23 protein-coding genes and 2 pseudogenes are annotated in these 20,835 nt (G+C 39.5%); 18 read left to right on the top strand and 7 right to left on the bottom strand.

The genetic code is table 11. The features are described 5' to 3' along the window. The first annotated feature begins 67 nt into the window (after positions 1 to 67). Both PSE83_RS04110 and tam read left to right on the top strand, forming a co-directional pair. Positions 68 to 955, top strand: a complete 888-nt coding sequence (locus PSE83_RS04110) for a PhzF family phenazine biosynthesis protein (protein ID WP_004253418.1) — start codon at positions 68 to 70, stop codon at positions 953 to 955. Between the two features lie 67 nt (positions 956 to 1,022). Next, complete coding sequence (tam, locus tag PSE83_RS04105; RefSeq protein WP_004253415.1) at positions 1,023 to 1,781, top strand: trans-aconitate 2-methyltransferase; 759 nt, start codon at positions 1,023 to 1,025, stop codon at positions 1,779 to 1,781. Between the two features lie 47 nt (positions 1,782 to 1,828). On the opposite strand, the gene PSE83_RS04100 is transcribed toward tam, so the two are convergent. Then, positions 1,829 to 2,185 (bottom strand): MmcQ/YjbR family DNA-binding protein, encoded by a 357-nt coding sequence (locus PSE83_RS04100; protein WP_036957631.1) that lies wholly within the window; start codon positions 2,183 to 2,185, stop codon positions 1,829 to 1,831. An 823-nt stretch (positions 2,186 to 3,008) separates the two neighbouring features. Between PSE83_RS04100 and PSE83_RS04095 the strand changes: the two genes are divergently transcribed. The 4 genes and pseudogenes from PSE83_RS04095 to PSE83_RS04080 form a co-directional block, all read left to right on the top strand. Continuing rightward, positions 3,009 to 3,332 carry a helix-turn-helix domain-containing protein gene (locus tag PSE83_RS04095; protein ID WP_004253408.1) on the top strand — a complete coding sequence of 108 codons (324 nt, stop codon included), beginning with the start codon at positions 3,009 to 3,011 and terminating at the stop codon, positions 3,330 to 3,332. A gap of 55 nt (positions 3,333 to 3,387) precedes the next feature. Next, complete coding sequence (locus PSE83_RS04090; RefSeq protein ID WP_004253405.1) at positions 3,388 to 3,618, top strand: helix-turn-helix domain-containing protein; 231 nt, start codon at positions 3,388 to 3,390, stop codon at positions 3,616 to 3,618. Between the two features lie 479 nt (positions 3,619 to 4,097). Then, positions 4,098 to 4,355, top strand: a complete 258-nt coding sequence (locus PSE83_RS04085; protein WP_071585852.1) for a YjhX family toxin — start codon at positions 4,098 to 4,100, stop codon at positions 4,353 to 4,355. Between the two features lie 40 nt (positions 4,356 to 4,395). Then, positions 4,396 to 5,511, top strand: a pseudogene (locus PSE83_RS04080) (SAM-dependent methyltransferase); the annotation flags it as partial. Positions 5,512 to 5,776: 265 nt separating this feature from the next. Here the strand turns inward: PSE83_RS04080 and PSE83_RS04075 are convergent. Next, on the bottom strand, positions 5,777 to 6,148 hold the full coding sequence (locus tag PSE83_RS04075) for a DUF4113 domain-containing protein (protein WP_272660674.1): 372 nt from the start codon (positions 6,146 to 6,148) through the stop codon (positions 5,777 to 5,779). Between the two features lie 143 nt (positions 6,149 to 6,291). After that, positions 6,292 to 6,855, bottom strand: coding sequence for a hypothetical protein (locus PSE83_RS04070; RefSeq protein ID WP_272660673.1), 564 nt, complete (start codon positions 6,853 to 6,855; stop codon positions 6,292 to 6,294). Between the two features lie 126 nt (positions 6,856 to 6,981). Here PSE83_RS04070 and PSE83_RS04065 point away from each other — a divergent pair, with 126 nt between their 5' ends. Next, positions 6,982 to 7,308, top strand: coding sequence for a hypothetical protein (locus PSE83_RS04065; protein WP_004253386.1), 327 nt, complete (start codon positions 6,982 to 6,984; stop codon positions 7,306 to 7,308). 34 nt (positions 7,309 to 7,342) lie between these two features. Here the strand turns inward: PSE83_RS04065 and PSE83_RS04060 are convergent, their stop codons facing one another. Continuing rightward, the gene (locus tag PSE83_RS04060; RefSeq protein WP_004253383.1) at positions 7,343 to 7,702 is read right to left on the bottom strand and encodes a hypothetical protein; all 360 of its coding nucleotides are present in this window, start codon (positions 7,700 to 7,702) and stop codon (positions 7,343 to 7,345) included. Positions 7,703 to 7,979: 277 nt separating this feature from the next. Between PSE83_RS04060 and PSE83_RS04055 the strand changes: the two genes are divergently transcribed. After that, a complete protein-coding gene (locus PSE83_RS04055; protein WP_036957627.1) occupies positions 7,980 to 8,222 on the top strand; it encodes a Rap1a/Tai family immunity protein in 243 nt (80 codons plus the stop codon). Between the two features lie 69 nt (positions 8,223 to 8,291). On the opposite strand, the gene PSE83_RS04050 is transcribed toward PSE83_RS04055, so the two are convergent. Both PSE83_RS04050 and PSE83_RS04045 read right to left on the bottom strand, forming a co-directional pair. Next, positions 8,292 to 9,023 (bottom strand): hypothetical protein, encoded by a 732-nt coding sequence (locus PSE83_RS04050; RefSeq protein ID WP_094960453.1) that lies wholly within the window; start codon positions 9,021 to 9,023, stop codon positions 8,292 to 8,294. A gap of 18 nt (positions 9,024 to 9,041) precedes the next feature. Continuing rightward, complete coding sequence (locus PSE83_RS04045; protein WP_004253374.1) at positions 9,042 to 9,392, bottom strand: hypothetical protein; 351 nt, start codon at positions 9,390 to 9,392, stop codon at positions 9,042 to 9,044. 194 nt (positions 9,393 to 9,586) lie between these two features. Between PSE83_RS04045 and PSE83_RS04040 the strand changes: the two are divergent. Next, positions 9,587 to 9,739 (top strand): annotated as a pseudogene (locus PSE83_RS04040) (integrase); the annotation flags it as partial. A 122-nt stretch (positions 9,740 to 9,861) separates the two neighbouring features. Here PSE83_RS04040 and icd read toward each other — a convergent pair. Then, positions 9,862 to 11,115: an NADP-dependent isocitrate dehydrogenase gene (gene icd, locus PSE83_RS04035; RefSeq protein ID WP_004253371.1), complete on the bottom strand. Its 1,254-nt coding sequence runs from the start codon at positions 11,113 to 11,115 to the stop codon at positions 9,862 to 9,864. Positions 11,116 to 11,655: 540 nt separating this feature from the next. Between icd and rluE the strand changes: the two genes are divergently transcribed. From rluE to PSE83_RS03990, 9 genes are all read left to right on the top strand, one after another. Beyond that, a complete protein-coding gene (gene rluE / locus PSE83_RS04030; RefSeq protein WP_172767064.1) occupies positions 11,656 to 12,306 on the top strand; it encodes a 23S rRNA pseudouridine(2457) synthase RluE in 651 nt (216 codons plus the stop codon). After that, on the top strand, positions 12,299 to 12,748 hold the full coding sequence (locus tag PSE83_RS04025) for an NUDIX hydrolase (RefSeq protein WP_140172511.1): 450 nt from the start codon (positions 12,299 to 12,301) through the stop codon (positions 12,746 to 12,748). Before rluE ends, PSE83_RS04025 begins: the two co-directional genes overlap by 8 nt. A gap of 139 nt (positions 12,749 to 12,887) precedes the next feature. Next, a complete protein-coding gene (gene mnmA, locus PSE83_RS04020) occupies positions 12,888 to 13,991 on the top strand; it encodes a tRNA 2-thiouridine(34) synthase MnmA (protein WP_164565704.1) in 1,104 nt (367 codons plus the stop codon). A gap of 2 nt (positions 13,992 to 13,993) precedes the next feature. Then, positions 13,994 to 14,620, top strand: a complete 627-nt coding sequence (gene hflD / locus PSE83_RS04015) for a high frequency lysogenization protein HflD (RefSeq protein ID WP_004253359.1) — start codon at positions 13,994 to 13,996, stop codon at positions 14,618 to 14,620. Between the two features lie 17 nt (positions 14,621 to 14,637). Continuing rightward, positions 14,638 to 16,008: an adenylosuccinate lyase gene (gene purB, locus PSE83_RS04010; protein WP_110591827.1), complete on the top strand. Its 1,371-nt coding sequence runs from the start codon at positions 14,638 to 14,640 to the stop codon at positions 16,006 to 16,008. A 241-nt stretch (positions 16,009 to 16,249) separates the two neighbouring features. Then, a complete protein-coding gene (phoP, locus tag PSE83_RS04005) occupies positions 16,250 to 16,924 on the top strand; it encodes a two-component system response regulator PhoP (RefSeq protein ID WP_004253350.1) in 675 nt (224 codons plus the stop codon). 1 nt (position 16,925) lies between these two features. Beyond that, on the top strand, positions 16,926 to 18,383 hold the full coding sequence (phoQ, locus tag PSE83_RS04000) for a two-component system sensor histidine kinase PhoQ (protein WP_172412197.1): 1,458 nt from the start codon (positions 16,926 to 16,928) through the stop codon (positions 18,381 to 18,383). A 248-nt stretch (positions 18,384 to 18,631) separates the two neighbouring features. Then, on the top strand, positions 18,632 to 19,756 hold the full coding sequence (locus tag PSE83_RS03995) for a ribosomal protein uL16 3-hydroxylase (RefSeq protein ID WP_004253337.1): 1,125 nt from the start codon (positions 18,632 to 18,634) through the stop codon (positions 19,754 to 19,756). Positions 19,757 to 20,087: 331 nt separating this feature from the next. Further along, entirely contained in the window at positions 20,088 to 20,687 is a 600-nt protein-coding gene (locus PSE83_RS03990) for a LysE family translocator (protein WP_004253335.1), read from the top strand. Positions 20,688 to 20,835: the final 148 nt, after the last annotated feature.

Here is a 20,835-nt window from a genome sequence, read left to right as displayed (position 1 = left end):
ACAATGAGTTAATGCTAATATATTGTCTATACTTCTTGTTAAATTTTAACCAATCAATAAGATCCCCATGCAAAATAAAAATACCGATTCAGTTGAGCAAGCTATCCTGGTATACCTTGTCAATTCTTTCACACAAAATAATTCTGGTGGTAACCCAGCAGGTGTTGTCCTCAACCCGCCAAAACTCAGCACTTCACAAAAAATTGCTATTGCGCGGCAGGTCGGTTTTTCAGAAACTGCATTTGTCTATAACGGCGAAGAAACTGATTTTATAGTAGATTTCTATACTGCTGAAGGTGAAGTTGATTTTTGTGGTCATGCCACATTAGCTGTGTTTTCTACTTTAGCTTCACTTAAGCAACTTACTGATGGGCTTTACACTCAAAAAACCAAAGCAGGTATTCTGAGCGTGTCTGTTAGCCCAAATAACATCGTTATGGAGCAAACACTACCAACCTTACGCAATGGGCCCAGTATCAATGAAGTAGCAACAGCCCTTGGCATAACTAACGAAGTTATTGCTGAAACAGGCTTACCTATCATGATAGTTTCAACAGGGTTACCCGACATTATTATTCCAGTTAAAACTGGTCATTTAGATTTGCTACAGCCTAATTATGAGGCAATAGCAAGGCTAAGTCGTGAATTCAAAGCTATCGGTTTTCATGTATTTGAGCTAAACCATAACTCTTCGACCACAGCACATTGTCGAAATTTCGCACCGCTCTACGGAATAAATGAAGAATCAGCAACAGGCAGTGCTAGCGGAGCCCTTGGCTGCTATTTGGTCAATTATGTTTTACCAAATGAAACTCATTTTCTGTTTGAACAAGGTCGAGCAATGGGATGCCCGTCATTAATTCAAGTAACAATTAACTCGCAAACAAAAAATATCATTCAGGTAGAAGTTGGTGGTCAAGCTGTTCTGATGGGTACGCAAATAATTCATATTTAGCCAGAAATGCAATATGCTCAGCCATAGGTTATGATTTAATTATCTAATAATACAATGAGGCTCACACATGCAAGATTGGAACCCAGACTTGTACCTACAATTTAAGCGGGAAAGAACTCGTCCATCATACGACTTACTCAGTCATATTCATGTCTCTAACGCATGTAATTTAACTGATTTAGGTTGTGGGCCCGGTAATTCAACTCAGATACTTCGTGAAATGTATCCATTAGCAAGAATAATGGGAGTTGATAATTCTCCCGCTATGTTAGTTGAAGCGAGAAAGAATCTTCCTGATTGCCAGTTTACAGAAGCGAACATCACAACCTGGGTTCCTGAAACCAAGCAGGACCTTATATTTGCCAATGCATCCTTACAATGGTTACCTGATCACAAGGTATTATTTCCTCACCTAGTTAACCAACTACAAAGTGGCGGTATTTTAGCCATTCAGATGCCAAATAATTGGAATGAACCCACACATGCTTTAATGCGCAAAGTAGCCAATGAGCAATCCATTTCTGCGATATATAGAACAGCACTTTTATCAATAACTGAATATTATGATTTGCTTTCAGCAGCTACCTGCTCTGTTGATATATGGCAAACAACTTATTACCACGTCATGCCATCTATTGATTCAATCATTGATTGGTTAAGAGCAACAGGGTTGAGGCCTTACCTTGAAAACTTAAATAAAAAGCAAAAAGAGCAATTTCTCGCACGTTATCATGAATTATTAACAGAAACTTACCCAAAACAAGATAATGGCTATGTTTTAATGCCATTTCCTCGATTATTTATCATTGCTAAAAAACTTAACTAGCTAGTATAGAAACTTTCCCTAAGGATGGGGTGCAATATAATAAACTGTTATGCTGTTAACTTATAACTATCTTCGACTAACTCTTTGAGTTCACTATCGGTAAGGCTCCCTGGCAGCTTTATCGTAATCCAATGCTCTTTATTCATATGATATGCCGGATAAATATCGTCTTTTAACCGCAATGAGCCAATGAGTTCAGGGGGAGCTTTAAGGTTGACGATATTAACCATCTCTTCATTTTTATTTGTATCTAATTTATTTGATGAAATGCGCATAATAACTGCAAACCATTTTGCGTTATTTCTTCTCCTAAAAACAATATACTCAGGGAACTTCCCCCAAGGGGTCTCAGGATCCACGCCATAATTATGCTGAATATAATCAACCAATTCACTTCGGTTCATGTTATCACTCCAGTTCATTAATGAGCTTCAGCCATATCAGCCATCCTCACTATTGCATTTCTTCTAGTTCACTACCTTTTTTTTCAAAAAGCGTGACTTCGGGTTACACAGTATCTGCATATAGTTATACGTTATATATCACTAAAAAACAGTATAGCTGTATGAATTCCACCATTGTATCCCTCAAAAAATAGTTTCATAATGAAACATAAAGTGAAAATTTAACCTCCATAATTAATCTCCTCAAGTATATAAAATCACTGCCGATACTCTAAATAATTGCGGCTAGATTTAATATAAGCACATTATTATTTACGATAAAATCAACACATAAGAAAATTTTCTAGATTGTTTTATCACTATTAAACCAGTTATATTGTAACAAAATATTTCAATTGATAATATTTTATTTCAAAAATGATGCAGCGTTGTAAATAATAATATTATTATATGTATAAATTAAATAAGAAAAATCGAATGTAAATACAAAATAAATAAAATACTAAACAATAAGCATAATTTAATCATTGAAGTTAATATTCAAGATACCATAAAAAATGAAACCGCAAATACTCTTATTGCGTGTATTCGCAATTGCCACTTCATTTGTCTTGTAATATTTTAAAAACAAGAAATATCAAATTAATTGTTATTTATCATGAAATTAAGCCCAAACGAAAATAAAATCAAACGATTGATTTTTTCGTATCAATCGTTTATACCGATGAAAAATATTCCATCAAGCGTTATAAACGATTGTACTTAATATTATTATTTGACTAATTTTTATCTCAGAAAATTCTTACTCACTATAGAGGTTAATATGGATCGTGCTATTTTAAATAGCAAAGTAAACATCTTAATTGGAAATTATTTACGACAAAAACGCATTGAAAATGACCTGACAGGAGAAGACATAAGCAAATTACTTCATGTCAGCCAACAGCAGGTTTCACGCTACGAAAATGGTATTAATACTATATCATTCAGCCTAATTTTACTATTTTTAATAAAATTAAATATTAGTGTCGAATCCTTCTTTGTTTCTTTATTAAAAGAATTAGAGAGTGATGGCGAAATTATTAATTTAGGATTGCGTTTATATTCAAATTCATTGCCACGTAGAAATCAATACCTTTATCTGTAAATAAATTTAAATAAAATACTGCGCTAACACCAATATAATAGATAGAAAGATAATAATGAAAAAAACCACACAAAGAAATAAGAACCTTGGTGAATATATAAGAAACATTAGAGTAAATAAAAAAATATCAACTCATGAAATGGCAGATAGTCTAAATATTACAGACAGCCATTATAACGAATATGAAAGTGGAAATGCTTCAATTTATGCAGATCATCTAATAATCATATCTAAAATATTTAATATACATATAAACGTATTTTTAAATGTTTATCTGAGAAATTAAACAATATCTCCCGCGTTAAAAGGCTTGCTCCTGCTGGCCTTTTAACCTTCCTCCCATAGTTTTCTTTATTCTTAGACTTGAAACTAAGCCATTAAGTTGAGTAAAACTTAGGATTCATCTTCTGGCACTAAACTAACCATAAACAGAACTCATGGTGCTGCTCTGTTCGAGGAACAGACATTGCTAACAGCATTCTATGTGAATGAACGGGGGAGCATGCCAAAGTTAAAAAAGGAATTTGATGAAGTAAATCACACTTTATTGTACTGTACATACCCATATTTAAATTGTGTGTTAACATTAACCCTGTAAATACCTTTCAACTCAACCCGAGGCTTTGATGCTGGAGAATGTAATCATCCGATAATCAGTTTATCGACCTTTTCAGGCCGAACTGATTATCAATGCGCCGAAATCGAATGCGAACACCGCAGTGTGTTTGCGAATTTTGCACATGATGATTAAACAGGTTTTCCAGTATGAATTTATCCCGTCAGGAACAACGTACCTTACACGTTCTCGCTAAAGGTGGTCGTATCGCGCACGTCCGCGATGCGTCTGGTCGCATCACCGCCGTTGAATGCTACACCCGTGAAGGGCTGTTGCTCACCGACTGCACCCTCTCCACTTTCAAAAAACTCAAAGCCAAAAAACTTATCAAGTCCGTCAACGGTCAGCCGTACCGTATCAACACCACCGGGCTGAATAATGTTCGTGCACAGCTTGATAACCGCTAAGGAGAGCATAATGGATTTCAATACCCTTGATAGGTCGCTCGATTTCATCATGATGACGTTTGGGGAACTGACGGATGCGTGCACCATCATCAGCCGCTGCGCACTACGGCTGGAGCCTAGGGGCCGGCTGCTCACTGAAGTCCATACTTTCGAAGAAGTTAAACGTCAGGGAATAACTGAAGCAAACGGTCATACCACCCGTTTCGGCAGCCAGATGATGGCCTTGCGCAATGACGAGTACTTCAGCCTGCTCGATAATGTCGGATTTACCCTGCCCCCTCCTCCTGAAAGACACGACTGGCCAGTCAGCGAGACATTTGAAGGGAAGCTATTTGCTCTTCTGGCTGAAAAAGCAAAAAACTTAGAGGAACTTCCTCTTAATACTCAACACAATAAAAGGAATTCAGCATTGGATATCCCACGTATTTTTACCATAAGTGAAAGCGAACATCGCATCCACAACCCGTTCACCGAAGAGAAGTACGCCACGCTGGGCCGTGTACTACGTATGAAGCCGGATGCTCGCATTCTTGACCTCGGCAGTGGCTCGGGGGAAATGCTTTGTACCTGGGCCCGGGATCACGCCATTACCGGTGTCGGTATCGACATGAGCCAGTTGTTCAGCGAACAGGCTAAACGCCGCGCGGAAGAACTCGGCGTCAGCAGCCGGGTTCAGTTCATACATAACGACGCCGCTGGGTATGTTGCAGAGGAGAAATTCGACGTTGTCGCCTGCATCGGGGCGACATGGATTGCTGGTGGGTTTGCTGGGACCGTCGGGCTGCTGGCTCAGAGCTTGAAGCCGGGCGGATTCATGCTTATCGGCGAACCCTACTGGCGTCAGCTACCAGCAGCGGAAGAGATAGCTCAGGCCTGTGGCGTTAACGCAATAGCTGATTTCCTGACGTTACCTGAACTTATCCGCGCTTTCGACGGCCTCGGCTATGACGTAGTGGAAATGGTGCTGGCAGACCAAGAAGGCTGGGACCGGTATGAGGCCGCGAAATGGCTGACCATGCGCCGCTGGTTGGAAGCTAACCCTGACGACGACTTCGCCGCAGAAGTCAGGGCCGAGCTAACGGTCTCGCCGAAACGTCACGTGACTTACACGCGGGAATACATTGGCTGGGGTGTGTTTGCGCTCATCGCCAGGTAACAACAGACTCCCGGTATTTTTTGGAAATACCGGGGCTTCTTCTTTGCATTGAACAAATGTATTGTTCTGCTCCCTATAAACTGGATTACAAAGGATACAAGCTATGTCTGTTGTTAAGGCAGAGCAGAAAATTATATTCAATTTGGCTCTGTGTCCCAGTTGTGTCAGGCCAAAAAGCAAAGTCCATATTGTTTGTGTTTCACAGCTCTTCTCCCTGCTTTCTTTTATTTATTCAGCAATACATTTAAAACGCTCAGCCCATTTCTTAGCTTTTAACCACTGGCAATTCATCAAAATTTGTTGTGTAAGCAGGCGATAACATTTCTCTTTTCATTTTGTATCCGCTATCGCCGCCCTTACTAGCAAACCACACTTTACCCTGCCCGCTCTTATTAATGGCGTCTAATGTTTTCATTAGCTCATCGCTATTACGAAATGGCTTTTGTGTTGAAAACATATCAAACTGAGTAACATCTGAATCAGTAAAATCAGATAGTATGATGCCTGCTTTATAATACCGGTAACCGTCACGCCAAATAGTATTTAACCCACGCATTGCTGCATTGATAATATCCCTGGTATCACTGCTGGGGTATACTGATGGAATCAATTGAGTATTGGCTTGACGCACTTTCACAGTTAACTTCGTTGCTACCTTCAACTGATTGGGTTGTAAATATTGAAGACAGCCCTGCCAGTTGGGTCAATGATCGCTGGGTAATGCAATGAAATTAGCCCAAGGACGGGCTAGACAGAAATTAACACTAACTATTTATCTTACTACTTAAAGCACTCAGATTTTGCTTTATCGTACACCTCGGCCCACTCTTTTCTATCTAAAGTCGGTGTGTTTAGTACAATCGCGGTTACCTGCCAACCTGCATAGCCATCCTCGTATGCAAGTAAACCAGTTACATAAGGACTATTATAGGTGAATGACATTTCATCTGGCGTGTTGTTCTCGTTGGCTTTTTCTTTATAGCGGCTTGTGAGCTCAGCCCGTACATTTTTAAAATCCTCATCAATAGCTTTTTTATCTTTTGATGATTTGCTATAGCTAACCTCGTTCAATCCTATGAAATTATCGCCTGACCTTGGAGTAAAGAACCCTAATTCATACACCCAACTGCCTGTGTGTTCTTCATTAGCCTTAATTAGCTTTAACTTGCTTATTGGGCAACTAACTTCCTCACTAACAATGATGTAATTGCCAGAAATACTTTCTTTGACTTCATCTACCGATGCTTGCCATTTAAACCCGAATGGAGCGGTATCTTTATTATTTTCAGCAACAGAACCAAAGCACGTCATCATTAGCAAACTAGCAACTACGTATCCTTTCATCTCACCATCCCATCAATTAGTTTCAGTAATGTTAGCCTAGCGAGGATGCAAATTGAAGCAAAGCACACTTTCAGATTATGTATTTAAGTGATATTTTATTTTCACTAATTTAATAAGGATGACTGTATGGGTGTAGAATTTCATATTACTCGCGCTGAATGCTGGTTTGATAGTGAAAGTAATCCAATCAGTAGCGATGAGTGGCTAGCTCTTGTTGAACAAGACCCAGAGCTAAAAATAAATGCTATTAACGATGAGTTTAACGCTTTATGGTTCGGTAATAGCACCTACGAAGAACCTTGGCTTGACTGGTACGAAGGTAGGATTTATACCAAATGGCCTGATACTGCCCTCTATATAAAAATGCTAGAAATCGCCAAAAAACTACATGCTAAAGTAATGGATGATGAATGTGGTATTTATGATAAACCCGAGTCTTGGATATATCCTTAATCGATGCTCATAACAAAAAAACTGCCGAAGCAGGTTAATCATTAGGGCTTAGGTTGCTAATTAGACTCTTAGCTTTATCGCAGTATTCTTCAATATTTGGTATTTCCTTATACTTCGGGTCATCTGCTTTTAACTTACAGCCCATGCTAGCTTCGCCTTGGGAATAAGCCAAAGCAACCATGTTATCAACTAAACGCTTACAAGTACGTATGTTGCCATGTTTTTCAAACGCACCACATAGAAGTGCTTTCTGTCGATTAATACTTGCCGCCATATCTGGCACTACATCATCTTCTGTAATTTCAGGCCGTTCATTAGCGCCAACACTCGCAATGCTGACAAATGAGCTAAACGAAGCTAGACCTAAAAGCAATACCACCAATCCCTTTTTCATACATCACCATATTTAAGTTAAGTACGTAAATTCTAGGATAGATGCAGAGTTCAGGCAATAAAAACCGCTGAATTAGGCAGCTAGACTTGTCATTTTTAAAGTATAAGAAAATATGATATTTTGCGCCCTACCAAAACACTAAAATATTAATTATTCTCTGAGACTTCTAATGAAAAAACTTTTACTTCTCCTACTAATCCCTATGCCACTTTTTGCTCAAAATTACCTTTGGGATGGGAATTCTGTGCATGAATATAGTCAAGCAAGGGAGCGTCTAATGAATGACACTCTGTTAGATGCTAACGATGTTGTTAAATCGGGTATGTACTCGGGCTATATTGCAGGAACATTTGACCTTGGTTCAGGCATTCTTTTCTGCCCACCACGTAGTGTTACTTTGAACCAAGCTATGGATGTTGCGGCCAAACACCTAAAGAATTCACCTGAAGCTCGTAACAAGCAAGCAAGTCATCAAGTAGTGGATTCATTTATTAGTGCATGGCCATGCCCGAAGAAATAAGGTCTCTGGGTGAGGCCCCTCTACTTAGGCAATAAAAAACCCAACGAAGTGGGTTTAGCTGTTAATACATTAGTCAATATTGTAAATTCTATCTTTGCTGATAATGTTTACTATATGGTGACATGAGTCCATTGATAACTTCCTAGGCTCCCATTTAGCGATATCCGCTTGAGATAAGCCTTCTGCACTCCACGGGATTATACCGTTGTACCCACAGCCAGCCTTTGATAGCACATCAATGAATTTTTTTTGGATGGTATCATAGATCCTTACTTCACCAATACTGGTCATGCCAGACACCCACAACGAACCACCACCTATAGTTTGTAAGTTATCACATACTATATATTCATGCTTCAGTAACAAGCACTTATAAACATTACGAGCTACGCCACCAGCCTGATAATCATCAAGAATAGCCACGCCCCTAATTTGCTTGCCTGTCTTTATCGCTGAACCATCAAAAAAAGTGAAGTCATTATAAGCAACACGCCCAATTAAAGTATCATCTTCTTCCGCGTGCATTCCTAACTCAAGCAGCTCACCAATGATATGTTCATCAGAAAATCGGTGACTTCTCAAAAACTCAGCATGGTCTGCATAAAAACCTTCAGTAGTACAACCTAATGCGACAATTTTAGAGTAATAATGAAACTCGCTGCCAGTAAGAGCGTATTCCGTGATTTTTAGTAAATCGCCCTCAACAGTAAGATAATGGAAAGACTCTATCTCATCTTCTCTTTCACATTCTGGCTTTCTATTCAGATCCTTTGAGTAACTACTGGTAAAGTTTGGAGCCATTCCATTCTCACTATCTTATTAATGGACAGACAACTTCTGATAATTTGACATGTAACCAAGAATTGAAGATTTAATTTTTTCAATCACATCAGTTATGCTTTGATTTAGTTCTGGATATTGCGTGCTAGGGTCAACGACTATATTAATCTTTTTTTGGCGATATGATAACTCAGCAAAAGGAACAATTTCATATTCATCGCTTTTGTTATCATTTTCGATAGTAACAATAAACAACTGTCTATTCGGATCCTTTCTCATACTAAGGCGACGAACAGAGAAAAACTTTTCAGTATTATCATCAAAAAATGTATTAACAAGTTCTGTTGCATGGCTAATTGTTTGTACAGATCTGGTATGTTCAGTTCTCATATAGCCCCCTTGTTAGTTTAGATTAATGACATTTTGACGGGTAATTAAGCAATATGCTTAAGATAGCTGCGATCATATTAAAGTGTTTAAGCTAACTTAACAACCCCAGTTGTATGTCATATAGACATTTATAAGCGTTTATAAGAGTCTATAAGCGTCTTGAACATGGTGGTTTAACATGGCCAGAAAGATCCGCACCTTCATTTCATGAACAACGTTCTTTATCGGAAAGACTCTATCGAGAACAAGGTATCAATATTCAGAAACTTCTTGGCCATAAGTCACAGAAAATGACTGATAAATATAATGATGACCGAGGTAAAGAATGGCAAATTATCGCGATCTAAATAGCCTATTTTTTGAGCCGTTTTGGGGAGGGATTTTTGGGGGGTTTTAGGGAAAATTTTAATTGAACAAAAAATAAACGGGAGCTTTTAGGCTCCCGTTATTAATCACACCACGTAATAAATTACATGTGTTTAATGATTGCGTCACCGAATTCGCTACATTTCAGTAATTTAGCGCCTTCTAATTGACGTTCGAAGTCATAGGTTACAGTCTTAGCTTCGATTGCGCCTTCCATACCTTTAACGATTAGATCAGCCGCTTCAGTCCAGCCCATGTGGCGCAGCATCATCTCAGCAGAAAGGATGATAGAGCCTGGGTTAACTTTGTCTTGGCCTGCATATTTAGGTGCAGTACCGTGCGTTGCTTCAAATAATGCGCATTCAGAACCAATATTCGCACCTGGTGCAATACCGATACCACCAACTTGTGCTGCTAATGCATCAGAAATGTAGTCACCATTTAGGTTCATACACGCGATAACATCATATTCAGCTGGGCGCAGCAGGATTTGTTGTAAGAAAGCATCTGCAATAACATCTTTAACAATGATATCTTTGCCTGTTTTAGGGTTTTTAATTTTAACCCATGGGCCGCCATCTAATAATTCACCGCCGAATTCCTCTTGTGCTAATTGGTATCCCCAATCTTTAAATGCACCTTCAGTGAATTTCATAATGTTACCTTTATGAACCAAAGTCACTGAATCACGGCCGTTATCAATAGCATATTCAATTGCTGCACGAACTAAACGCTTTGTGCCTTCTTCTGAACAAGGTTTAATACCAATACCACAGTCTTGTGGGAAACGGATTTTAGTCACACCCATTTCATCTTTCAGGAATTTAATAACTTTGTCTGCTTCTGCACTACCCGCTTTCCACTCAATACCCGCATAGATATCTTCAGAGTTTTCACGGAAAATAACCATATCCGTCAATTCAGGTTGTTTAACTGGGCTTGGCGTGCCTTTGTAGTAGCGAACAGGACGTAAACAGATATACAGGTCAAGTTGTTGACGTAGTGCAACGTTCAAGGAACGAATACCACCACCAACAGGAGTTGTTAAAGGACCTTTAATTGAAACACGGTAATCACGGATTAAATCGAGGGTTTCTTCTGGTAACCAAACATCTTTACCATAAATTTGTGTAGATTTTTCGCCGGTGTAAACTTCCATCCAAGAAATTTTGCGCTCACCGTTGTAGGCTTTTTTAACTGCCGCATCAACCACTTTTAACATTGCTGGTGTAACATCGATACCAATGCCGTCACCTTCGATATAAGGGATAATTGGGTTGTTCGGAACGTTTAGCTTGCCTTTTGCATCAATGGTAATTTTAGCGCCTTCTGCCGGAACTACTACTTTGCTTTCCATTAACCTCTCCTTTCACTTGCGTATTTTGCTTGTTAATTTTTTGTAAGAGACGTGTCAATACTACTTCAATCTGCGTCGAACGCCAATGATTACTCATCTAAGCTTCAATGCCGATCGCATTTAACGTACTGTTTTATCTTGTAAGTTAATCAAATAACTATTTATAAACACTGTTAAATCAATAAATTAATTTAAGCATTCCATTATTAGAAATAAATCAAACCACGATGAAAAGTTGTCAACGACGCATTTGAGCGAATGACTTAACTTTTGTTAAAATATTTTTCTAACAACAAATAATACTAGCAAGTTAACTCAAATTAAAAATACGTTCCGCTCACACTATCGTCATCCAAATAAACTCATATGTACTTATTTTTAAATGAAAAATTGTTTTTATTGATTTAAATGTTTTTAAAGTTGTTAATTAAATATTACATCGCCATGAAAAATACGTTCTAGGATCAAACCGCTAAATCTCCTACACTAGATAGGATAAACCGCCATAAATTAAAACCAATAAATTCTCATTGAATGACCATGAACAGACCGAACAAAAAATCAGTTCCGAAAAAAAATCGTTACTCGCCAACCTCTACTGCGTTAAAGCATAGAACTAAGCGGATTTCGGTTAGTTCGCAAACACCAACTAAAATCATTTTATTTAACAAACCCTTTGATGTTTTACCTCAATTTACTGATGAACAAGGCCGCGATACATTAAAAAAATATATTCCAATCACCGATGTATACGCAGCAGGACGCCTTGATAGGGACAGTGAAGGCTTATTAATTTTAACTAATGATGGAAAACTACAGGCCCGTTTAACGCAACCACAGAAAAAAACAGGGAAAATATACTATGCTCAAGTAGAGGGTATTCCCAGCGAAGATGCATTGCTAAAATTTCGGCGAGGATTAACATTAAATGATGGTCCAACGCTCCCCGCAGGGATCGAACTAGTTGATGAACCAGAATGGCTATGGCAAAGAAACCCGCCTATACGGGAACGTAAAAATATCCCGACCAGTTGGTTAAAAATCACCTTATATGAAGGACGTAATCGGCAAGTCCGTCGTATGACGGCAAATATAGGTTTTCCAACACTTAGGCTAATTCGCTATCAGATTGGTGAATTTAATTTGGGAAATCTTTCAGTTGGCGAATGGAAGGAGATAACTGTTGTTTAAACCTAATGTGACTGTAGCAACTGTTGTGCATGCTCAAGGCAAATTTTTAGTCGTGGAAGAGTGGATAAATGACAAACCCACTTGGAATCAACCCGCTGGGCACTTAGAAGCTGGTGAGACGATTTTGCAAGCCGCCGAACGTGAATTACTAGAAGAAACTGGAATCAAAGCCACACCAACACAATTAATTAAAATTCACCAATGGATTGCCCCAGATAAAACCCAGTTTATCCGCTTTTTGTTCGCCGTAGAACTTGAATCCATTTGTGAAACACAGCCACAAGACAGTGATATTAGCGAATGCCACTGGCTGACCGCCCAAGAAATTATAGATAGCAACTGCCTGCGTTCACCATTAGTGGCTGAAAGTTTACGCTGTTTTCTCACAGGAAAACATTATCCTCTCGATATCTTAACAGCTTACGGCGATCATTATCGTTAAGCACTAAACTTCTGCTTGGTGAAGATTTCACCAAGCAATAATATTCCCCTCTAACTCTGGTGTAATGCGGGAACAACATGCTAAAGTATGGGGCTTGATTTTTCCGCAGTGAGATATTTCCATGTCAAATAATAGTACCATGTCAGATAACAGCCAAAAAAAAGTCATCGTCGGTATGTCCGGTGGTGTTGACTCCTCTGTATCCGCTTACTTGCTACAGCAACAAGGGTATCAGGTTGCTGGTCTGTTTATGAAGAATTGGGAAGAAGATGACGACACAGAATATTGCTCAGCTGCGGCTGACCTTGCCGATGCGCAAGCCGTGTGTGACAAACTGGGTATTGAACTTCATACCATTAATTTCGCTGCTGAATATTGGGACAATGTCTTCGAACATTTTTTAACTGAATATAAAGCTGGTCGCACACCGAACCCAGATATTCTCTGCAACAAAGAAATCAAATTTAAAGCTTTCTTAGAATTTGCTGCTGAAGATTTAGGCGCAGATTACATTGCCACTGGTCATTATGTGCGTCGCCGTGATATCGATGGTAAAAGCCAATTATTACGTGGCTTAGATAGCAACAAAGACCAAAGTTATTTTTTATATACCCTGAGTCACGAGCAAGTCGCTAAAAGCCTTTTTCCAGTTGGTGAGCTCGAAAAACCTGAAGTACGCCGTATTGCCGAAGAAATTGGCTTAGTTACTGCGAAAAAAAAGGACTCTACAGGGATTTGTTTCATTGGTGAGCGTAAGTTTCGCGACTTTTTAGGCCGCTACTTACCTGCTCAACCCGGCCCTATCGTCACTGTCGATGGCGAAACAATTGGTCAACATGAAGGTTTGATGTACCACACCTTAGGTCAGCGTAAAGGTTTAGGTATCGGTGGTACAAAAGAGGGCTCTGAAGAACCTTGGTATGTTGTCGATAAAGACGTTGAAAACAATATTCTTATCGTTGCTCAAGGCCATGAACACCCTAGGTTAATGTCTGTTGGGTTAATTGCTCAGCAATTACATTGGGTTGACCGTAAAACAATGACTGAACCACTACGTTGTGTAGTAAAAACACGTTATCGTCAAGCGGATATCCCTTGTACGATAACCCCATTAAGTGATGATCGCATTGAAGTTGCATTTGACTACCCAGTCGCGGCTGTCACTCCAGGTCAATCCGCCGTATTTTATATCGATGAAGTCTGTCTCGGTGGCGGTATTATTGAAGCCCGTATTCAGGAGTAAATGTGGCAAAAAACTATTACGACATTACGCTTGCTTTAGCGGGTATCTGCCAAGCAAGCGCGATGGTTCAAAAACTCGCACATGAAGGTGTTTGTCTCGAGAAAGACACTGAAACCATGGTCAATTGCCTCACCAATATGAATCCAAAATCAACTTTGGATGTATTTGGTAATGATGCCGAAAATTTAAAGACCGGTCTCAATGCCATGTTAGGCATGTTAACAGGCGGTAACAGTGGTTTATCCGCTGAAATGACACGTTATATGTTAAGTATTATGGTACTTGAGCGCCGTCTTAATAAAAATCAAGAAGCGATGAACCAACTTGGTCAACGTATTGAACAATTTGAGCGCCAAGCTGACTATTTTGAACCGCTCTCTGAAGGTGTGTTTAACGCACTTGCGGGTATTTACGTCGACGTAGTCAGCCCTGCAGGGCCTCGAATTCAAGTCACTGGTTCCCCAGACATTCTCAAAAATACACTCGTTCAAGCAAAAGTTAGAGCCACTTTGCTCGCAGGTATTCGCTGCGCAGTGCTTTGGCAACAAGTTGGTGGAAGTCGTATCCAACTCATGTTCTCTCGCAATCGTCTGGCTAATCAGGCGAAAGATATTTTGTCTCACCTTTAAATCTGGAGTTGCTACCAATGGAATTATCCTCACTGACCGCTGTATCCCCGATTGACGGCCGTTACGGTGATAAAGTCAGCGCTTTACGCACTATTTTTAGTGAGTTTGGTTTACTGAAATTTCGCGTACAAGTTGAAGTTCGCTGGCTACAAAAACTGGCTGCAACCGCTCAAATCAAAGAAGTTCCTTCATTTGACGCTGACGCAATCGCTTACTTAGATGAAATTGTCGCGAACTTCTGTGAAAAAGACGCAATGCGTATCAAAGAAATTGAACGCACAACCAACCATGATGTGAAAGCTGTAGAATATTTCCTAAAAGAAAAAGTAGCCAACATCCCTGCTCTTCATGCAGTTTCTGAATTTATCCACTTCGCTTGTACTTCAGAAGATATTAATAACCTTTCGCACGCATTAATGCTGAAAACTGCTCGCGAAGAAGTATTACTGCCACAATGGCGTCAAATTATTGATAAAATCAAAACAATGGCTCATGAGTACCGCAATTTGCCGTTGCTATCGCGTACTCACGGCCAACCTGCAACGCCTTCCACCATTGGTAAAGAGTTTGCCAACGTTGCTTATCGTTTGGAACGCCAATTCCGTCAGCTGCAACAAGTTGAAATTTTAGGTAAAATTAATGGCGCAGTTGGTAACTATAATGCCCACATGGTCGCTTACCCTGAAGTTAACTGGCACGAATTTAGCGAAACCTTCGTTACGTCTTTGGGCATCCAATGGAACCCATTCACCACGCAAATTGAACCTCATGATTATATTGCTGAGTTATTTGATTGTGTCGCTCGTTTTAACACTATCGTGTTAGATTTCGACCGTGATATTTGGGGCTACATCGCATTAAATCACTTCAAACAAAAAACAATCGCTGGTGAAATTGGCTCTTCTACCATGCCACACAAAGTGAACCCGATTGATTTTGAAAACTCTGAAGGTAACTTAGGGTTAGCAAATGCCGTCTTAGGTCATTTAGCGAGCAAGCTCCCTGTTTCTCGCTGGCAGCGTGACTTAACGGACTCGACTGTATTACGTAATCTCGGTGTCGGCCTAGGTTATGCATTGATTGCTTATCAATCAACCATGAAAGGCTTAAACAAATTAGAAGTTAATGAACAGCATTTACTGGATGAATTAGACCAAAACTGGGAAGTATTAGCTGAGCCTATTCAAACTGTAATGCGCCGCTATGGTATTGAAAAACCATATGAAAAACTCAAAGAATTGACCCGTGGCAAACGCGTTACCGCTGAAGGGATGAAACAATTTATTGATGGTTTAGATTTGCCAGAACACGAAAAAGTGCGTTTAAAAGAAATGACACCGGCTAACTATATCGGTTACGCTGTCACTTTTATTGACGAACTAAAATAGTCTCAATATTTTCAAAATGGGCGGCTTCTAAGTCGCCCTTTTTAATTATCATTCTGAATTCCCCGTTCTATTCCTTATGCTAAATTATCTAGAGATAAATATAGATAAAATATTTTTCCGGTTCGTTTGATTTATATTTACTTAATCTCTTGTCGTTATTCAGAACTCTTTTTACCATAGCGTAACTAGTGCTACTATTTGAATCAGTTGTAGCTATCTCTTTTCAATGTGAGGGTTTCCGATGCGTATTCTTATTGTCGAAGACAATGCGTTACTTCGCCACCATTTAACCGTACAGCTTAAAGATCTGGGTCATCAGGTTGACTCCGCTGAAGACGCAAAAGAAGCTGACTATTTTTTACACGAAAGTTGTCCAGATATCGCGGTTGTCGATTTGGGCTTACCTGATGAAGACGGGCTTTCCATGATAAAACGCTGGCGTGGTGAGCACGTCAATATTCCACTTTTAGTATTGACGGCTCGGGAGAGTTGGCAAGAAAAAGTACAAGCGCTAAACAGTGGTGCAGATGACTACGTGACGAAACCTTTCCAGCTAGAAGAGCTGGTCGCCCGTATGCAAGCTTTAATGCGCAGAAATAGCGGTCTCGCTTCACAAGTTCTCGAATTAGGTAATTTCGTTATTGACCTCTCACGTAAAGAATTTACAGTTAATGGTGAAACCGTCAAATTAACGGCTTTTGAATACACCATTATTGAAACACTGCTCCGCAATAATGGAAAAGTGGTTAGCAAAGACTCGCTAATGCGCCAGCTTTATCCAGATGCCGAACTTAGAGAAAGTCATACTATCGATGTTTTAATGGGCCGATTACGCAAAAAAATTCAACAATTCCATAGTGATGATGTAATTGTTACTGTACGCGGTCAAGGCTATCGTTTTGATGTGAATGGCTAATATGTGGCTAAGTAAATTTAAGTTCAAACCCCTTTCGCTACGAGCACGTTTTCTTTGTGCAACATCAGCGGTAATCTTAGCGCTCACTTTATCCTATGGTATTGTTGCGATTTTGGGGTATTTAATTAGTTTTGATAAAACGACTTACACCTTATTACGTAGCCAAAGTAACTTAATTTATAGCCTAGCCCAATGGCAAAATAATAAAATTGACATCCGAGTCCCACCAAATTTTACTTTGAATAACCCAACTTTGGTTATTATTTATGATGAACAAGGGCTTGTGCTATGGCGCCAACGTGATGTGCCTAGCGTTGAACGGCTGATCCGTAATGATTGGCTAAAAAAAGAGGGCTTATATGAAATTGATACGGATATTCGTGAAACCCGCCAGCTCCTAGACGATAACCCCGAATTCAATACAAAGTTAGATGACATGGATAACGATGACGAACCGCTGACTCATTCCGTGTCCGTCAACCAATATGCAGCAAGTGAAAACCTACCCCCGCTCACCATCGTCGTTGTAGATACTCTACCACAAGACTTACAAAATACCGGGTTAGTTTGGGAGTGGTTTGGTTATGTTTTGCTGGCTAATTTAATCTTAGTCATCCCGTTATTATGGCTAGCTGCTTATTGGAGTCTACGGCCAATTAAATCATTAGTATCACAACTCAGTAGCCTAGAAAAAGGTGAACGGGATACTCTGGATGAGAACCCACCGTATGAGCTTCGCGGCCTAGTACGCAACCTTAATATTTTGTTAACGAATGAACGAAAACGCTACAGTAAATATCGCACCACACTTTCTGATTTAACACACAGTTTAAAGACACCTTTAGCTGTTTTACAGTCGACATTGCGGCTACTTCGTTCAGGCAAACAAATGAACATTGAACAAGCAGAGCCTATCATGCTTGAACAAATTGGCCGTATTTCTCAACAGGTGGGTTATTATTTACACCGCGCATCAACGCAAGGTGATGAAAACATGATGCTACGTGAAATTTCATCTGTCCCATCAATACTAGATAGCCTTGCAAGTGCCCTACATAAAGTTTATCAGCACAAAGGGGTTTCTATAACGGTTAATGTTTCTCCTGAAACAACATGGCTGGGTCAACCCAATGATTTTATGGAAGTGATGGGTAATATCATGGAAAATGCGTGTAAGTATTGCCTTGAATTTGTTGAAGTTAGTGCTGTTGTAGGTGCTGATAGCTTAACATTAGTTGTCGATGATGACGGCCCAGGGGTGCCTGAAAGCAAACGTAGTTTGATCTTCGTTCGAGGGCAACGCGCAGACACCCTTCGCCCAGGTCAAGGTTTAGGCTTATCTATTGCAGTGGATATTATCGACCAATATGACGGGGAAATCATAATTAGTGACAGCCCTCTTGGCGGAGCGCGTTTATCCGTCACATTTAGGCAGCAATCTATGATTGAAGATAGTTAATCTGTGATATGTGTCCGTTTACCCCCTATTTTACAAACCATTTCCGGTATACTATTTGTGAAGTGTTTTATGAAAAGTAATTTAGGGTAACTGATTGGTTTACTCTCAAGATAAACCTTTACTATATGTTTTTCATAAAGTTTATTTAACATCATACCATTACACATATAGGTCATTTTGTAGTATTGAGACCGGGTATATTGCAATAAACTGATTAGCTATATTTAGCAGCTCCAAGGGACAATAAGATGGATTACAAACTAAATCTCGACTGGCAAAGTTTCCTCGACAGTCACTGGCAGAAGCGCCCACTGCTTATCAAAAAAGGGTTTGCAAATTTTATTGACCCTATCTCGCCTGACGAACTTGCAGGTTTGGCGATGGAAGATGAGGTTGATAGCCGTTTAGTTAGCCATAAAGAAGGGATTTGGCAAGTTGGCCATGGCCCATTTGAAAGCTATGACCATCTCGGTGAAGAAAATTGGTCTATTTTAGTTCAGGCTGTTGACCATTGGCATCACCCAAGCTCTGCGTTGATGAAACCATTCCGTGTACTTTCAGACTGGCGAATGGACGATTTAATGATCTCCTACTCGGTCCCCGGCGGTGGTGTAGGTCCTCACCTCGACCAATACGATGTATTTATTATTCAAGGTGAAGGCCGCCGTCGTTGGCGCGTGGGCGAAAAAATCCCAATGAAACAACATTGCCCGCACCCTGACTTACTGCAAGTACAACCTTTCGATGCCATCATAGACGAAGAAATGGAACCCGGCGATATTTTGTACATTCCACCTGGGTTCCCACATGAAGGCTACGCCATTGAACCTTCATTAAATTACTCGGTTGGCTTTCGTGCACCAAATACTCGTGAATTAATCAGTAGCTTTGCCGATCACTTAATTTCTAACGATTTAGGCAGCTACCGCTATAGTGACCCTGATTTATCATTCCGTGATAACCCCGCGGAGATCTTGCAAGGTGAACAAATTAAGCTGCGTGAGATGATGGAATCACTCATTAATGACCCTGAGCTCTTTCGCAAATGGTTAGGTGAGTTTATCTCCCAATCACGCCACGAGTTAGACATTGCGCCACCTGAACCGCCTTATGAGCAAGAAGAAATCTATGATTTGCTAAAAACTCAGCAAGAAACATTATACAAATTAAATGGTCTCAGAGCATTACGCGTTGGCGACCAATTTTTTGTTAATGGTGAATGCTTGGAAACTGAGTGTTATGAGGCCGCTGATAGTTTATGCCGCTATGATGCCGTTAATAGCGAAAATTTAGCTGATGCCATTGATGATGTTAATTTCATCGCACTGCTTACTGCGCTCGTTAATAATGGTTATTGGTATTTTGATGATTAATCGGTACTGATAATATTAAATTTATATTTGTGAAAAAGGCCCATTCATTATGGGTCTTTTATTAAAAATAATATTATTAGTATGATATGGCAGCACCCTCCTGACCATCAATTGAAAACCGCTGACTACAATTAACACATCATTATTAATAACTAAATTATTTATTTTAATATATATTATATCCCGCTAGCACCTACTCGCAATATGTCCCCTTCTTGCCCGTAAGCACGCAAAGATAAAGCACATTATTTGATTCAATTTTAAACTGTTTTGACTTCACCGTCGCCAGTCACGCACAGCGTTAATTGTCCCTTTTAAAGATGATAACAACATGAACATAGAAACTCTTTTGGCTTTATCATTGTTTTCCTTTGTGACATCCATAACCCCAGGCCCAAATAATATTATGTTACTTGCTTCAGGTATTAATTTTGGATTTAGAAAAACATTACCTCATTCATTTGGAGTATCAATTGGCTTTCTTATTATGTTAGTGGCAGTAGGGCTAGGGGTGGGCGCATTGATTCAATCATCCCCTATGGTTTATTCGATATTAAAATATTTTGGAATTATTTATTTGTTCTGGCTTGCATGGAAAACCACTATTAGCCATTCAATTGCACAGACAAATAACCAAGAAATTAAACCACTAACTTTCTTAGAAGCGGCGTTATTTCAATGGATAAATCCTAAAGCCTGGATGATGGCAGTCTCTGGAATGGCGATGTATACCAATACAATTTCACCTTATTTATCAATGTTGCAAGTCGCTGTCATATTTGCAGCCATCAATTGGCCATGTGTTGCTATCTGGGCTATGTTTGGTAGTAAATTAAGAGAAAGGCTAAAACAACCTAAGACATTAAAGCGGTTTAATTTAGTCATGGGAGTTTTACTGGCACTTAGTGGTATTTCTGTATTATTTCAATAACAACAGTAAGAGTGCTGACAAACATATTATGTTTAGCGGCAAGTCGAATAGGTTTTGAAAATAAATTAGGAAAATCAATTTATTGATTTTCGGCTGATAACACAAAGTGGGAAAAACCACGCTTTTATCCCACTTTGTCAACAACCTC

The sequence above is a fragment of the Providencia sp. PROV150 genome, assembly GCF_028481025.1.
Taxonomy (GTDB): domain Bacteria; phylum Pseudomonadota; class Gammaproteobacteria; order Enterobacterales; family Enterobacteriaceae; genus Providencia; species Providencia hangzhouensis.
This window is presented reverse-complemented; position numbering and strand designations above follow the sequence as displayed.